This window comes from Chryseobacterium sp. PCH239, from assembly GCF_018924625.1.
GTDB lineage: Bacteria > Bacteroidota > Bacteroidia > Flavobacteriales > Weeksellaceae > Chryseobacterium > Chryseobacterium cucumeris.
Map to the genome: position 1 here is coordinate 4,482,263 of NZ_CP073027.1, position 15,441 is coordinate 4,497,703.

The window sequence follows — 15,441 nt, forward strand, 5'->3', positions numbered from 1 at the left end:
GGGATTCGGGATTCGGGATTTGAGATAGTGAGTGTAATGTATTAATTACTCAGTACCCATTGCTCATTGCTCATGATTAGTCCACTCGTAGAAATTCACGGAGTCATACAGCTTAAAGCCACAGGCAGGATAGAGTTGATTTCCGATGTCATTGCTTTTTCCTGTTTCTAAGAGGATACCACATGCTTTTGAGAAACGGCAGTGTTCTTTGGATTCTTCAATTAATTCTTTAGAAAAGCCTTTTCCTCTATGGTTGTCATTAACATACAGATCATTTAGCAGCCAGTAGCGCTGCATTCTTGTTGATGAAAATATGGGGTATAATTGTACGAAGCCTGTCAGTTTTCCATTTTCTTCCGCAACAAAAATTTCAGAATCTTGATTTTCAATCCTTTCAGAAAGAAAATTTGTTGCTGCAGGAATATCTGATGCTTTATGGTAAAATATCCTGTACTGATCAAACAATTCCGCCAATTGCGGTAAGTCGGAAAGAACTGCTTTTCTTGTATTTTTCATAGTATTAGTGGTGTTATAATAAAATGAGAAAGATTAGATAATCCTTCTCATTTTATGCTTATTAAAATTAAGAAAAAGCTTTCTCTAAATCTGTAATAAGATCTTCAGCATCCTCAATACCTACACTTAAACGAACAAGATCGTCAGTGATTCCCAATTCAGCACGTTTTTCTGCAGGAATTGAAGCGTGTGTCATCAAAGCAGGGTGGTTAGCCAAAGATTCTACTCCTCCTAAAGATTCTGCGAGCGTGAAAACTCTTACTTTTTCTAAGAATTTGATAGCATCTTCTTTCTTTCCGGATTTAAAGGTGAATGAAACCATTCCTCCCGATTCCTTCATCTGAGATTTTGCCAGTGCATATTGAGGGTGAGATTCCAATCCTGGATAAATTACTTTATCTACCGCCGGATGAGTTTCCAAATATTTTGCTACTGCAAGACCGTTATCAGAGTGTCTCTGCATTCTTAATGCCAATGTTTTGATTCCTCTCAATACCAGGTAAGAATCGTGTGGTCCTAAAATACCACCACTCGCAAACTGAATGAAGTGAAGCTTATCTCCTAACTCAGCATCTTTAGCAATAAGCGCTCCGGCAATCACATCAGAGTGTCCTCCTAAATATTTTGTAGCAGAGTGCATTACAATATCAGCTCCCAAATCAATGGGTCTCTGGATATAAGGTGTTGCAAAAGTATTGTCTACCGCCACTAGAATATCTTTCCCTTTAGCAATGTCTACAACAGCTTTGATATCAACTAACTTCATCAATGGGTTAGTTGGAGTTTCTACCCAGATCAGTTTTGTTTTATCCGTAATAACATCAGCAATTTTAGAAGCATCATCAAAATTCACGAAAGTAAACTTCAGTTGATATTTTTCGAAAAGTCTTGTAAACATTCTGTAAGTACCTCCGTAAAGATCATCTACAGCAATTACTTCATCACCTGGGTTTAATAATTTTAAAACACAGTCGATGGCAGCAAGACCAGAACCGAAAGCTAAACCTCTCGCTCCGTTTTCAATACTTGCCAAAGAATCCTCTAATGCCTGTCTTGTAGGGTTAGCGGCTCTTGAATATTCATATCCGGAATGTACTCCCGGGCTTTTCTGTGCAAATGTAGAGGTTAAAAATACAGGTACATTTACAGAACCTGTTGCAGACTCGTGGTGCTGCCCTCCGTGAATTACTTTTGTATTAAAATTCATAATTTTTTGCTTTAAGCTGGAACATTAAGCATATGAGTTTAATGTTCATTGTTTTTTATTAAAAGTTGCTCTAGCTGAGTACAAAAAGCTTACCGCTTACTGCCTTCAGCTTATTGCAATTGTATTTTTTTACTTAATGGCAGATTTTACCGCAAATTCTTCTGCAATTTCTTCCATCCACTGCGCTACATCCTCTTCACCTGTCGCTCTCTGGTATGTACTTCCTAAAGATATTAAAATCTGGTGGATAAACATCTTCATCTGGTCTACAGGCATTTCTTTGGTCCAAAGATCAATTCTTAACGCTTCTCTTGTCTTATCATCCCATACAGAAATCATGGTTGCTTTTGTATCTTGTTTGTCAATACCTCCATCCTGAGCGTTCCATGTAATATTTTCCGGTACGTGATTTTCATCAAGCTCTACATCTATCGTAATCTGAGTCTTTCTCATAACTTTCTTTTGTTTCTAATTTTGTGCAAAGTTAATACTTCTTCAGCTTATCTAAGGCTTCTACAAAATTATCTTCATCAGGAAATGGACTATTAAAGTTAAAAATTTTACCTTCAGGATCTATAATGATAAATCTTGGAATAGATTGTATTTTGTACTTATTCATAAACTGCTCTGCATTTTCAAGCCAGTATTGTGGAATATTGGATGGTTTTGTCTTGAGATAATTCAGCCATTTTGATTTTTCCTGATCTAAGCTGATTGAAATAAACTGGATATTTTTATCATTTCTATATTGATAACTTCTTGTTTCAAATACAGGACGAATTTGCTTGCATGGACCACACCAACTTGCCCAAAAATCTATTACAATATATTTTCCTTTGTATTTTGAAAGATTTTGAGAACTTCCATTATCCTGCAGAAGTTTCAGCTCTGGGAAAGGTGATCCTTTCTGTGAAATATTGATCTGTTCAAGCTTTGAATAGAGCATTTTTTTATAATCAGTACCGTTTACTTTGCTAATCTCAGCTGCAAAAAGCTTGTTTCTGAATGCACTGTCTGTTTGTATTTCAATACTTTTTAATAGATGCTTTGATAATAGCTGATCTTTAGTTTTTCCTTGAGGAAGCAAATTGATTTTAGCAAATAAAATACTGTCCGTATTAGAACGTTGATCATCATCTGTAAGCATCTGATCCAGTTTATATTGCAGATAATCATCATTTTTACTTAAAAGCGGAGTGGGTTTCAAAATATTTTCATTGAGTTCATTCAGAAATAGTTTTGGAGGAGCAAATTTAGGATCAGACCATGAGGTCATTCTTCTGTAATTATTGATTTCATTAAGGTACTGAACTGCCATCAGCTGTTTTCTATATGCCTTATAATCTTCTGAAAGACCATTGTTTTCTGCATTTGCATAATGATCTAATTTTTTTTTATTGTCATCCCAGTCAGATAGAGCTAATTCATAAAATTTTTCAGGGTTATTATTTAAATTCTGATTTTCCAGTGCGAGCCAAAAGTCTATTCCGAAAGAACTCTCAGTTTTATTATAAACCTGATCAGATTTTCTGTTAGATTTTAAGTTAAATGTTATTTTGGTGTTATTTAATTTAATGTCAAAATCAAACCAGTCACCATTTCCCATCACAACCTCAAGTTTTTTATTGCCAATTTCAAGAATGTACTCATCTAAAGGAAGATTTTGAGAGGTAGACCAGTTGAAAGTATTATTTTTAACAGCAACCGCTCCAATTTTTTTATGAAATTCCTTTGAAACAATTTTCACAGAATCAATTTTAAGATCCGTTTCCAGTGTTCCTGAAATAGAAGTTTCTGATCCAACGCTTGTATAAGGTTTTGGTTTTTGTATAAAATAGAGTAGACCTGTTCCTGCAATTAACAGAACCGTTGAAATGACAATTTGTTTTTTATTTTTAAGAAAAGCATTTTTAAACCCTTTTTTACTGTACCAGAAATATCCGATAACCAGGAAAACAGCCATCCAGAAAAAGCTTATATACTCTGAGTGAGAAATAAAATAATTCAGATCCCTTATTTCAGGAGCATTCCAGAATGTATATAACGAACTGTATGGATTAAAGAAAAAACTCTTTTTTTCCACTATTGAATATATATTGGAGCCCAATCCTAATATACCAATAAGAAATGACCATATAAACCCCTGGAAAACTACAGAGAAGCATAACTGTAATGCCGCAATTCCCAGGATAGCAGCGAAAATTCTTATCCAGGTCTTAAGCATCCATAATACATCAAAGGTCAATAACTTTGCAGGATTTGGATGAATATAATATTCTGCGAGTGATAAAATTATATTAAAACTAAAATAGGAGAAAATACAAATGAAGCTCAGGGATAGTAAAATAATATATTTCGAAATATAAAGCTGAAATTTATTGACAGGCTGTGTCTCCATCAGTTGCCATCCGTTATTTTTATGATCCGTTTGAGCAATTCTGTTTGCTGCAATGATCAGAAATAAAAGCAGAATGAAAAATGTAAAATATTTCAAAGGGCTTCCACTTATGGATTCTTCAAAAATGGAATATTTAAGTGATTCTTTAGCGATGGGATCCGGACTTAACAAAGACGGAATAAAATTGATGAAAGGTATTAAAGCTCCTAAGATAATAGCCGTATAAATTAGCCCTAAACCTTTTATTTTTAGCCATTCTATATTGATAGCTGTGATTAATTTTTTCATTTGTGTAATTTAATTTTTTGTAATTTCCATAAACCATTCTTCCAAACCTGCGCTGCTTTTGATTTCAAAAATCTCGGCATGGTTTAAAACCAGTTTTTTCACAAGGTCAATAATATCCTCCTTTGATTTGGACGTAATTTCTATCGTATTCTCATCAATTAATTTGGGGGAATAATTCTTCGGAATTTCATTCATATGCTTATGGGCATGATTCAATCCGATTTTGATGTGATTGTATCGGTACAACTCATTCAATTCTTTTATGCTTCCTATAAATTTTATTTCTCCATGCGAAATAATAGCAAGATGAGTAATCATTTTTTCAATTTCCTGCAATAAATGGCTTGAGATCAATATCGTTACACCTTCTTCTTGGTTAAGCTTTATCAATAATTCACGGATTTCCAACATTCCATTAGGGTCCAGGCCATTTACCGGTTCATCCAGAATCAGAAGTTCTGGTTTCCCCAAAAGAGTCATTGCAATGGAAAGTCGTTGTTTCATTCCTAAAGAATATTTCTTCATTTTCAGATTTCTGTTTTCCCATAAATCAACCAGATGCAATACCCTTTCACATTCTGTTTTCGGAAGATTTCTTAATTTTGAAATGATGATCAGATTTTCCCAGCCGGACAAATGGTCATAAAATGCTGCACTGTCAATAAGACTTCCGATTTTACCAAACCCATTCGGATAAAACCCGGAAAGGTTTTTACCAAAAATCTGTATACTGTTTGTTTCATCGGGTATCCCTCCAATAAGTAACTTCATTGTTGTGGATTTTCCTGCTCCGTTGGCACCCAGGAAACCAAAGATGCTACCCTTGGGTATAGAAATGCTGAGATTTTTCAGAATTTTCTTATCCTTTGAAAATCCATAGTTTAAGTTTCGAATTTCAATAATGTTTTTCATATGTGATTGTATTTGAAACAAAAGTATGCAATAAAATAGTAGTATGCAATACAAAGTAGTATTGATGTTTAAATTCTACTTAAAAAAATCCTTTAGTGTAAGCTAAAGGATTTAAATATTTAATTTTATAGAATTATTTTAACTTTGGTTTATATCCTGATTGATTAAAAATCGTGGTAGCATCCATTTTCAGGAACTCCGTTAATTTTGTTTCAGGTTTTTCCTTAAGATATGCCTTGCAGATCTGCCATCCCGTAAAAATTCCGATTTGTGGGGAAGATTCATTGTCTATTTCTGTATAAAACTTTGAGAATGGTCCTGGTGAAATAAAACGTTCTCCCAATCTTGGATCATCTCCAAAGATCAGATTACTTTCTACAAAATAATTCCAGATATTGGCTTCATTACTTGTTGCCCATTCATACTGCTTTTGGGTATAATTCATTTTCAGATAATCGGGCGTATCCGGAAGAAAAGCATCCTGAAGAATCATTACTTTTCCGTTAAGAATAATCTGATCAATAAATTTCTGGTGATCAGGAGATTCGGTGACAATATTTTCTGCAAAAAGCTGTGATACTTTCGGAACAATATTCTGTGGGTTCATCGACTTTTGGAAATATAATTCCAATCCTTTATAGTTAGCATTTCCGTCTCCCATAAAACCGGTAACATCTATGAATAAAAGATTACCCTTTTCATCATAAAATATGGGGTCCTGAACCATCTGTAAGGCAGATGAGAATAAATATACTTTGGGATTTTTAAACTGCGGAAAGTAATATTTAATATGCGAAAATAGGCTTTGTAGCTCTTTTTGCAGCTTTGCCTGATCTATTTTTCCAATAGCTTCCTTGTAGATTTTGATCTCTTCGGCATCAGCTCTTCTTTTTCCGAAATCGGCATCAGAAACACTTCCCTGAAACCATGGAAATTGAGTTTTAAACTGATCCAATGGAATATTCGGATTGTAGAATTCTTTGGAAATATCTGTGATGTCAACTTTTTCGGCAGTTTGTTTAACTTCTACCTTCCATTGATTTTCAGGTTCTTTTTTGCAGGAAATAATTCCGGCAGCCAGAAGAGAAGAAAGTGCAATATATCTAAAAATCTTCATTATTTTTACATGGAATTTAAGTTGACAAAAATAAGGATTAAATACACAATTCATGATGAAAATTAAAATATTTACAGTTATCTTTATTATTTTGGGACTTTCTCTTCTCTTCGGACAAAAGTTTGAGTTTAATGACAAAAACTTTGAAAAAGCAGTACTGGAAAATTTTGATCTGAATAAAAACGGAATACTTGAATCTCAGGAAGCCGTAATGGTCACCAATCTGTTCCTTGTTCAGAAAGGAATTACTTCCACGGAAGATCTGCGCCTTTTTAAAAATGTAAAAATGATTATTTTGGATGATAATACGATTTCTAATATTGTCATAAATGATCTAGATCAGCTAGAATTGTTTTCGTGTACAGGATGCAAAATCTCTTCATTCAAAGCAGAGAATCTTAAGAATTTAACGGCGTTATATCTGGATAATAATCTACTGCAAAACATTTCGCTGGCCGGAATTCCAAAAATTGACCAATTAACATTATCTTTAAATCAATTAAAAGAAATAAACCTGCTTCAGTTGAAAACAGTAAGAAAACTGAATCTGGAACATAACAAGCTTCAAAAAATTGATATTTCCGGTAACCTGGCCTTACAAACCCTTAATATAATGGGAAATAAGATAAGAGAAACAGATATAAAGAAGGGTGCTAAAACTAACGTAACCATTTTTGGAGCTGAAGAATAAACTAATAATTATGATGATAGAAACAGAACGACTGGTTTTAAGAAAACTTGAAGAAACAGATTTTGAACGTATGTTTCTGATGGATTCCGACCCTGAAGTAATGAAATATCTGGGTGAACCTGTGGCAACAATGGAAGAATCAAAAGAAGTAATTAAGATGATTCAGAAGCAGTATGAAGAAAATGGAGTTGGAAGGCTTGCTGTTATTGAAAAAGAAAGTGGCTTGCTGATAGGATGGTGTGGCTTAAAATTAATGACAAAACCTATCAATGGCTACATTAATACCCTTGATCTTGGATACCGTTTTATTCCCGAGTTCTGGGGAAAAGGATATGCCACTGAAGCAGCTAAAAGAATGCTGGAATATGGTTTTAATGAACTCAATGCCAATGTGATTTATGCTTATGCTGATTTCGGAAATACAGGCTCAAAGTATATTCTTGAAAAGCTCGGTTTTGAAAATACGGGAAAGTTTGAAGAAGATGGAATATTGTGCTCCTGGTACGAACTGAAGCGTGAAAAATACAGTAAAAAATGATAACAATACGGCAGGAAGAAAAAAAAGACCATCAACAGGTTTTTCAGCTTACGGAAGAGGCTTTCAGAGAAATGGAACACAGTGATCATCAGGAACAGTTTCTGGTAGAAAAACTAAGACGTTCAGAAGCTTTCATCCCGGAATTATCTTTGGTGGCAGAAGATGAAAAGGGTACAATTGCCGGACATATTCTGTTTACTAAAATTAAAATTGTCAACGAAGAAAAATCGTTTGCTTCTCTTGCCTTGGCACCTGTTTCAGTAAAACCGGAGTTTCAGAATCAGGGAATCGGAGCGAAACTGATTCTTGAGGGACATCGTATTGCGGAAGAATTGGGATATGAATCGGTGATATTGATTGGGCACGAAAAATATTATCCTCGCTTTGGTTACAAAAAAACAAGTAATTTTGGAATTTCTTTTCCATTTGATATTCCGGAAGAAAACGGAATGGCTGTAGAATTGGTAAAAGACGGATTAAAAGATAGAAAAGGAGTGGTAAAATACCCTCATGAATTTGGAATAGACTAAAAAATATAAACAATGCAGACACAAAAAGTAATAGATCACATTGTAAGCTGGTTAAAGGATTATGCTACAAATGCTAAAGTAAACGGATATGTAATTGGAGTTTCCGGAGGAGTAGATTCCGGAGTAGTTTCTACTTTAGCAGCAATGACAGGCATGAAAACACTACTGATCGGAATGCCGATCCGCCAGAAAGCTGATCAGGTAGATCGTGCACAGGATCATATGAATGACCTTAAATCCAGATTTCCCAATGTAGAAACAATATCCGTCAATCTTACGCCGGCTTTTGAAGAGATCTATAAAACCTTCCATGTAAACGATGAGGTATATCCCAATGAGAATTTGACTTTTGCCAACACAAGAGCACGTCTTAGAATGCTTACACTTTATTATTACGGACAGCTGAACGGGCTTCTTGTTTGTGGAACAGGAAATAAAGTAGAAGATTTCGGAATTGGATTTTATACGAAATATGGAGATGGCGGGGTAGATGTTTCACCTATTGCAGATCTTTATAAAACTGAAGTATACGAACTTGCTAAAGGATTGAATCTTATCAAAAGCATTCAGGAGGCTATTCCTACCGATGGCCTTTGGGATACGGAAAGAACAGATGAACAGCAGATTGGTGCTACGTATCCGGAACTGGAAAAAATCCAGAAAGAATATGGAACGAAAACAGCTGACGATTACGAAGGCAGAGATAAGGAAGTTTTCCAGATCTTCGACAGAATGCATAAGGCTGCGAAACATAAAATGGATCCTATTCCGGTTTGCGATATTCCTGAAGAATGGAGAGCATAGAATAGCATTACAATAAATAACAGGTATGAACGGTAAAATAAGATCTGTATTTTTTATATGTCTGGGGCTTCTTTTCGGAATGTCTGTGATGTACGTCTACAGGAACTTTATTGAAGATAAAAAAGAACAGTCAGGTTCTGCAAAAAAGGAAACGGTGAGTTATGGCAGTACTTCTTCGGATGGTAATTCCTCTGTCCAGGTTTCTATAGACCAGCTTACAGAAGAGAAAACGGTAATCAGCTATGTAAAGCAAAATCATAAGCTTCCGGATTATTATATCACTAAAAAGGAAGCAAGAAAAAAGGGTTGGAATCCTTCTCAAGGAAATCTTTGTGATGTACTTCCTGGAAAAGCTATTGGCGGAGATCATTTCGGAAACAGAGAAGGACGTTTGCCGGATGGAGAACGATACTTTGAAGCAGATGTAAACTATCATTGTGGTGGAAGAAATGCTGACCGTATCATCTACACTCAAAATGGTGACGTATATCTTACCAAAAACCATTATAAAAGTTTTGAAAAGCAATGACCAATGTATAATTTACATTGTAATTATTATAAATCTTAATTTTGAAAAATTATAGACTTTTTTACTTTATTATTCTTTTGATTCTGACCTACTCATGTTCAGAAAAGAAAAATATGATAGCGGAAAAAGCAGCAAAACCAGCTGTAACAATACTCATACAGCCATTTAAAGATATTAAACCGGAAACTGTAGCAAAAGTAGCTGAAGGAATAAGAAATGTATACCCGAATATTAAAGTTCTGGATGCGATAGAATTTCCTGAAAATACTTATTATAAAGAGAGAAACCGATATAGAGCCGATTCAATCATTAAGTTTTTGAATAAAGAAACAAAAGAAGGTTTTGTCACAATTGGTCTGACAGCGAAGGATATCAGTGCTACCAGAGGAAAGATCAGAGACTTTGGAATCATGGGGTTGGGGTATAGACCAGGAAAAGCTTGCGTGGCTTCAAGTTTCAGACTGAGTAAAGAAAACCGGGATGAGCAGTTTTACAAAATAGCCATTCATGAGCTGGGCCATACACAAGGGCTGCCACATTGCCCGGAAAAAATGTGTTTTATGAGAGATGCAGAAGGTAAGAATCCTACCAATGAAGAAACGGATTTTTGCAAAAAATGCAAAACTTTTTTAATCAATAAAAATTGGAAATTTAATTCAATATGAAGACAGTATATATAGATTTTACGGACATAGGTGACTATGAAGATTTTTACGCCCAGCTAAAGGAGAAAATTCAGCTTCCTGAGCAGTTTGGTGATAATCTTGATGCACTTTTTGATACGATCACCGGAGATATGGAAATGCCACTCCATTTAGAATTCGTCAACATGACTGTAGATCAGCTTGAGATTTTTGAAGACTTGCTGACTACCTTGGAAGATGCTGAAGAAGAAGTGGAAGATTTTAGTTTCAGCTATTATCTGGAGCAGTACGAAGACGAAGATGACGATGTAGAATCTGAAGAATAAAAAAAAAAAGGCTGTTCCAATACAGGAGACAGTCTTTTTTTATGCTGATTCTTGGCTTCTATAGTATTCAATTCTTTATTCTTTACCGTACAAACCTAACAGGTTTTGGAAACCTGTTAGGCTTATTATATCCTTTAACTGTAACCCTCATTTACGACTAATCAATGCGAAGTGTCAATGATTCAAACCTTGGCAAGGAGCTAAAAATCAGGTTTCACTTGGTTACAAAAACGTAGAATCAAAATAGAAAGGAAGAAGATCCTTCACTGCATGCACTTTTACAACCTCTTCATTCATACTCGAAAAATAAAGGTCGATATTTTCATTCTGCTTGGTCTCATATTCAATCAGACTCTGACGGCATGCTCCACAAGGGGGAATTGGAGGGTTTTTCTCATGGAATTCTTTCGGTCCGCCCACAACGAAAATCTTTTTTATTTTCACATCCGGAAAATTGGCTGCTACCCAAAAAAGAGTAGTCCTTTCGGCACAGAGTCCGGATGGGTAGGCTGCGTTCTCCTGATTGTTTCCGGAATAGATCTCTCCGTTTTCCAGTAATACGGAACATCCTACCAAAAATTGAGAATACGGTGCATATGCATTCTCACGAGCCGCTTTGGCCCTTTCAAATAATGTATTTTCTATATCGCTCAGCTCACTGCTATTTTTAAAATATTCGTAACTGATCTGTATGTCTTTTTTCATATATTGTCAACTAAAAAAGGGGGGTAAAATTAGTTCTTTTTAATGAAGTGGGCAATATTTTATTCTCCTGGGGAAAAGTTCAATTTTTTTAAGACTAAAAATGTTATACACACCAATAAAATTTAGGAATATAGAGTTAAAAAACAGATGGGTAATGTCACCTATGTGTATGTACTCATGTGAAAACGGAGAAGCTAACGATTTCCATTTTGTACACTACGGAAGCAGATCGCAGGGCGGTACAGGTCTTTTGATGGTAGAAGCTACAGGAGTAGAACCCAAAGGAAGAATTACCAATCACTGCATGGGAATCTGGAATGATGAACAGTCGGACAAATTACAGAGAATTGTTGATTTTGTACACAAAAATTCAGAAAGTAAAATAGGAATTCAGCTGGCTCATGCCGGACGAAAAGGGTCAACATGGAATAATATACAGATTCCTGTGGAAGAAGGTTGGGAAACGGTGGCACCAAGCCCTATTCCTTATCACCCTACAGAAAGAATTCCGCATGTATTGAGTACGGATGAGGTGAAGGATATCATTCAAAATTTTAAGAAAGCAGCCCGAAGAGCTGTGAAAGCAGGTTTTGATATTATCGAAATTCATGGAGCTCACGGATATCTGATCCACCAGTTCTTATCACCGCTTTCCAATATCAGAACAGATGAATATGGGGGAAGCTTTGAAAACAGAATCAGGTTTCTGATCGAAATTGTAGATGCTGTTAACGAAGAGCTGGATGAAAATACAGCCCTTTTTGTAAGAATTTCAGGAACGGAATATGCTGAAAATGGCTGGGATATTCATAGCAGTGTAGAACTGGCGAAAATTCTAAAAGAACATTCCGTAGACCTTGTAGATGTATCCAGTGGTGGAAATATTCATGGAGCGAAAATTTCAGTTTTCGAAGGGTATCAGGTTCCTTTTTCTTCGCAGGTGAGAAATGAGGCTGAAGTGAAGACAGGAGCTGTAGGACTGATTACCAAGGTAGAACAAGCCGAAGAAATTCTTCAGAAAGGGGATGCCGATCTTATTTTCGTAGCAAGAGAGATTCTGAGAAATCCTTATATTGCTGTTCAGGGATCTTTTGAAATGAAAGAAGACTGCTTTTTCCCACACCAGTATACCAGAGCCAAAATCTCTACTTAAAGATCGTAATAGTCTGTAAAAACAACAGAAATGGATATCAATGATTTTATGCTTACCTGTCCCAGTAAGAAGTTTTTAGGGGTAGAATGTCTCGGTTGTGGTGCGCAGAGAGCAATCGTATTGGTATTTGAAGGAAAATTTTCAGAAGCTTTTCAAATGTATCCGGCGGTATACACCTTATTGTTATTCTTTTTGATCCTTGGCGTGAGTTTCATCGATAAAAAAAGAAAATATGGTAATATTTTAATGATTTTAGTGATCATCAATCTTATTATTATGGTAGTTGGGTATATATATAAACATTATTAACATGAAAAGATAAGAGTTTAAGTGTTTGGTTGTGAGTGTTTTTTTTGTTTTGATCCTTCTGCCTTGTATTGATTAATGGGAGTTTGTGTAGAAAAATTTTAACATAAAGCATAATTTAATAGATTAAAATTCCTGTATTATTTTGTTGGATAGAATTTTAAAATGTCGTAGAACTACTACAATTTCTGAAACAGTGGCCTAAAAACTTTTTAAATTAGAACATGAACTCTATCTTTGTTATATAAATCCTATATCAGGGAAGAGTCGTTAATGATTAAAATTTAAGAATATGGCAGGAAATTCAAGAGGAATCTTAAAATTCAATGGAGGTGAAGGTCAGAAGTTGTTAAAGCTTAACTATAGCGTGTCAAGATCTACAGATGTTTCAGGACGTGTAGCATCTGATCCGTCAAACGCATTGATCAAAGTAACAATTGAAGCAACAGAAAAATCTGATGTGTTAGAAAGCTTATTAAACAGTAAATATAAACCCACAAGCGGAGAAATCAACTTTAATAAATCTCACGAAGAAGGAACATTGATCTCTTTGAAGTGGGAAAACGGATATGTAATCCAGCATGAAGTAGACTTTGATGCCATTGATAGTAATAATATGCTGATCAGCTTCGTAGTAAGTGCTGAAAGCATTACCTATGGAAATTCATCTTATGACGGACTTTGGCCAATGAGCTAAGTCTTTCATGAGCAAGAAATAAAAGACTGTCCTTATAAGACGGTCTTTTTTTACCTAAGACTATATTCTGCAGGATCTTTTGTTTTTATTTTTAAATTCTCTTTCTGTTGAATAATCGTTTAGAAAACTAATCAAATCACTAAAAATATGTCAAATACACCTGGAAACTCACAAGCGACGTCTTTTCGTCCGACGCAGAATGCAGATGGTATTTCCGAAAACCATCACACAGGTATCAACCGTCTGGTAAAACTTTCTCTTGTCATAGAAGGGAAAATTATCAAGTACTACAAGCATTTCAAGCTTAAGCAAAGTACCAGACGTCATCACGAATTTACGCTGACTTTGGCACACGATACTCTGGGAGACAGACAGACCCATTCATTGGAAGAAGCCAATAAATTCCTTGGAAAGCGACTTACAGCCGTTATTTCCTATAAAGATATTGACAACAGTCCGGAAAGAACCTTTGTAGGAGTAATTACCGGAGTGGGATTCAGTCAGGAACATATGAGTTTAGGAAATATTGTGCTTACAGGTTACAGCCCTACCATCCTTCTTGATGGTGCACCGCATATTCAGAGTTTTGGAGGAAACCAGCCTGTGAATGTAGGAATCATTGCTGAAGAGGTAATCAAGCAGGGAATTGATAAAAGCAGATTTGATGTCAGAGTAGATGCCAATAACTTCTCTCAGATTATCTATAGCAGCCAGTATGATGAAACCCATTATAACTATCTGGCAAGGATGGCAGAAGCTTATGGTGAACAGTTTTACTATGATGGTGAAGTTTTACATTTCGGAAAACTGCCTGCTCAGAATAAACCCATTACGCTTACCTATGGAAGCAGTGCCAATGAAATAAAAGTTGAGCTGAAAGCAGTACATACAAAGCCTCAATTTTACGGTTACAACAGTAATAAAAATGAAAAGCTGACGTCCGGTTCCACACCCATCAAACATGTAAGTGATCTTGCAAAAACAGCATACAGTCATAACGAAACTATTTATAAGACTCCGGCTCTGCAGATAGCTCCCATCAAAGCAACTACACACTTAGACGTGGAGTATTCTCAGAAAAGTGCAGCTGGAAGCGAAGCGGTAAATGTTTTTTCTGTTTCAGGAAATACAACAGTTCCTTTCCTTCATCCGGGTTGCGTAGCAGATGTCCAGATGCGTAAACAGGATTCTAATGAAACCTCTTATTTCACAAGGATAATGATTACGGAATCAGAACATGAGATTGACACAATAGGTCATTACAAAGGAAGCTTCGTAGGAATAGCAGCAGATACAGGATTTCTTCCAAAACCTGAGTACACCATTCCGAAAGCTGAGCCACAAACTGCCACTGTAATTTCCAATACGGATCCCGAAGGACAGGGAAGAATACAGGTAAGATTTGACTGGCAGACCAATGATACCACTCATTTTATCCGTATGATGAGCCCAGATGCCGGAGGAACCGATCAAATTACCCAAAACCGTGGGTATGTAGCGATTCCGGAAGTGGGGGATCAGGTGATGGTCAACTTTGTGCACAGCCATCCGGACAGACCTTTCGTAATGGGAGGAATGTTCCATGGAGGCGTAGCGTTGGGAGGTGGCGTTAACAATCATCTTAAGTCTATACAGACCAGAAGTGGAATCAGGATTCTCATGAATGACGAAGAAGGAAGTGTAACCATTCTTGATCCGAGTGGTAATACCTATTACATGGACGGACAGGGTAATATCAGCATGAAAGCACCTAAAAACTTTACTTTAAATGCAGGCGACAATATCAATATCACTGCAGGAAAAGAAATTTCAATAGGAGCAGGAGCAAGTATTACCAGTACAGCAAACGATAATATTGTTTCCATCGCAGGAAAAGATATGAAATTAACCGCTTCGGGAGATATTACGGAAACCTCCGACACCAGAACGGAAATGATTGAAAAAGAATTCAAGAGACAATCTGAAACATCCAATGAAATAGCAGGGGAAATTTCCATGTTCAGCGAACTGGAAAATATGACCATGCAGAGCGGAAAGATTGTAGAGTTCAACAGTGCTGAAAAATCAAAACTTTTCTGAT

The 15,441-nt window shown here is 35.9% G+C and carries 18 protein-coding genes; 11 read left to right on the forward strand and 7 right to left on the reverse strand.

Annotated elements, in window-relative coordinates; translation table 11 throughout:
* Nucleotides 1-63: 63 nt before the first annotated feature.
* The 6 genes from KBP46_RS20660 to KBP46_RS20685 form a co-directional block, all read right to left on the reverse strand.
* Nucleotides 64-516 carry a GNAT family N-acetyltransferase gene (locus KBP46_RS20660; protein ID WP_216444062.1) on the reverse strand — a complete coding sequence of 151 codons (453 nt, stop codon included), beginning with the start codon at nt 514-516 and terminating at the stop codon, nt 64-66.
* 67 nt (nt 517-583) lie between these two features.
* Nucleotides 584-1,723, reverse strand: a complete 1,140-nt coding sequence (locus KBP46_RS20665) for a cystathionine gamma-synthase (RefSeq protein WP_216444063.1) — start codon at nt 1,721-1,723, stop codon at nt 584-586.
* A gap of 129 nt (nt 1,724-1,852) precedes the next feature.
* Nucleotides 1,853-2,176 carry a gliding motility protein GldC gene (gene gldC, locus KBP46_RS20670; RefSeq protein WP_034695059.1) on the reverse strand — a complete coding sequence of 108 codons (324 nt, stop codon included), beginning with the start codon at nt 2,174-2,176 and terminating at the stop codon, nt 1,853-1,855.
* A gap of 31 nt (nt 2,177-2,207) precedes the next feature.
* Nucleotides 2,208-4,409, reverse strand: a complete 2,202-nt coding sequence (locus KBP46_RS20675) for a thioredoxin-like domain-containing protein (RefSeq protein WP_216444064.1) — start codon at nt 4,407-4,409, stop codon at nt 2,208-2,210.
* Nucleotides 4,410-4,418: 9 nt separating this feature from the next.
* Nucleotides 4,419-5,321, reverse strand: coding sequence for an ABC transporter ATP-binding protein (locus KBP46_RS20680; protein ID WP_062674217.1), 903 nt, complete (start codon nt 5,319-5,321; stop codon nt 4,419-4,421).
* Nucleotides 5,322-5,454: 133 nt separating this feature from the next.
* Complete coding sequence (locus KBP46_RS20685; RefSeq protein WP_174525199.1) at nt 5,455-6,438, reverse strand: gliding motility protein GldB; 984 nt, start codon at nt 6,436-6,438, stop codon at nt 5,455-5,457.
* A 52-nt stretch (nt 6,439-6,490) separates the two neighbouring features.
* On the opposite strand from KBP46_RS20685, the gene KBP46_RS20690 reads away from it, so the two are divergent.
* Genes KBP46_RS20690 through KBP46_RS20720 form a run of 7 tightly spaced genes read left to right on the forward strand, consistent with a single transcriptional unit; the run spans nt 6,491 to nt 10,500 of the window.
* A complete protein-coding gene (locus KBP46_RS20690) occupies nt 6,491-7,129 on the forward strand; it encodes a leucine-rich repeat domain-containing protein (RefSeq protein WP_216444065.1) in 639 nt (212 codons plus the stop codon).
* A 10-nt stretch (nt 7,130-7,139) separates the two neighbouring features.
* The gene (locus KBP46_RS20695) at nt 7,140-7,667 is read left to right on the forward strand and encodes a GNAT family N-acetyltransferase (protein WP_216444066.1); all 528 of its coding nucleotides are present in this window, start codon (nt 7,140-7,142) and stop codon (nt 7,665-7,667) included.
* Nucleotides 7,664-8,197 carry a GNAT family N-acetyltransferase gene (locus KBP46_RS20700; protein ID WP_062674222.1) on the forward strand — a complete coding sequence of 178 codons (534 nt, stop codon included), beginning with the start codon at nt 7,664-7,666 and terminating at the stop codon, nt 8,195-8,197. Before KBP46_RS20695 ends, KBP46_RS20700 begins: the two co-directional genes overlap by 4 nt.
* Nucleotides 8,198-8,209: 12 nt before the next feature.
* Nucleotides 8,210-9,001, forward strand: coding sequence for an NAD(+) synthase (gene nadE / locus KBP46_RS20705; RefSeq protein ID WP_062674224.1), 792 nt, complete (start codon nt 8,210-8,212; stop codon nt 8,999-9,001).
* 25 nt (nt 9,002-9,026) lie between these two features.
* Entirely contained in the window at nt 9,027-9,530 is a 504-nt protein-coding gene (locus KBP46_RS20710; protein WP_216444067.1) for a ribonuclease domain-containing protein, read from the forward strand.
* Between the two features lie 41 nt (nt 9,531-9,571).
* Nucleotides 9,572-10,195: an archaemetzincin gene (locus KBP46_RS20715; RefSeq protein ID WP_216444068.1), complete on the forward strand. Its 624-nt coding sequence runs from the start codon at nt 9,572-9,574 to the stop codon at nt 10,193-10,195.
* Entirely contained in the window at nt 10,192-10,500 is a 309-nt protein-coding gene (locus tag KBP46_RS20720) for a barstar family protein (protein ID WP_062674228.1), read from the forward strand. Before KBP46_RS20715 ends, KBP46_RS20720 begins: the two co-directional genes overlap by 4 nt.
* 222 nt (nt 10,501-10,722) lie before the next feature.
* Here KBP46_RS20720 and KBP46_RS20725 read toward each other — a convergent pair whose 3' ends face one another.
* Nucleotides 10,723-11,205 carry a cytidine deaminase gene (locus tag KBP46_RS20725; protein ID WP_062674230.1) on the reverse strand — a complete coding sequence of 161 codons (483 nt, stop codon included), beginning with the start codon at nt 11,203-11,205 and terminating at the stop codon, nt 10,723-10,725.
* 100 nt (nt 11,206-11,305) lie between these two features.
* Here KBP46_RS20725 and namA point away from each other — a divergent pair, with 100 nt between their 5' ends.
* The 4 genes from namA to KBP46_RS20745 all read left to right on the forward strand — a co-directional run bounded on the left by namA (nt 11,306) and on the right by KBP46_RS20745 (nt 15,440).
* Nucleotides 11,306-12,358 (forward strand): NADPH dehydrogenase NamA, encoded by a 1,053-nt coding sequence (gene namA, locus KBP46_RS20730; protein ID WP_216444069.1) that lies wholly within the window; start codon nt 11,306-11,308, stop codon nt 12,356-12,358.
* 30 nt (nt 12,359-12,388) lie between these two features.
* Nucleotides 12,389-12,667, forward strand: coding sequence for a DUF2752 domain-containing protein (locus KBP46_RS20735; RefSeq protein ID WP_062674234.1), 279 nt, complete (start codon nt 12,389-12,391; stop codon nt 12,665-12,667).
* Between the two features lie 289 nt (nt 12,668-12,956).
* Entirely contained in the window at nt 12,957-13,361 is a 405-nt protein-coding gene (gene tssD, locus KBP46_RS20740) for a type VI secretion system tube protein TssD (protein ID WP_002977458.1), read from the forward strand.
* Nucleotides 13,362-13,508: 147 nt separating this feature from the next.
* Nucleotides 13,509-15,440: a type VI secretion system Vgr family protein gene (locus KBP46_RS20745; RefSeq protein ID WP_120231988.1), complete on the forward strand. Its 1,932-nt coding sequence runs from the start codon at nt 13,509-13,511 to the stop codon at nt 15,438-15,440.
* The last annotated feature ends 1 nt before the right edge of the window (nt 15,441 follow it).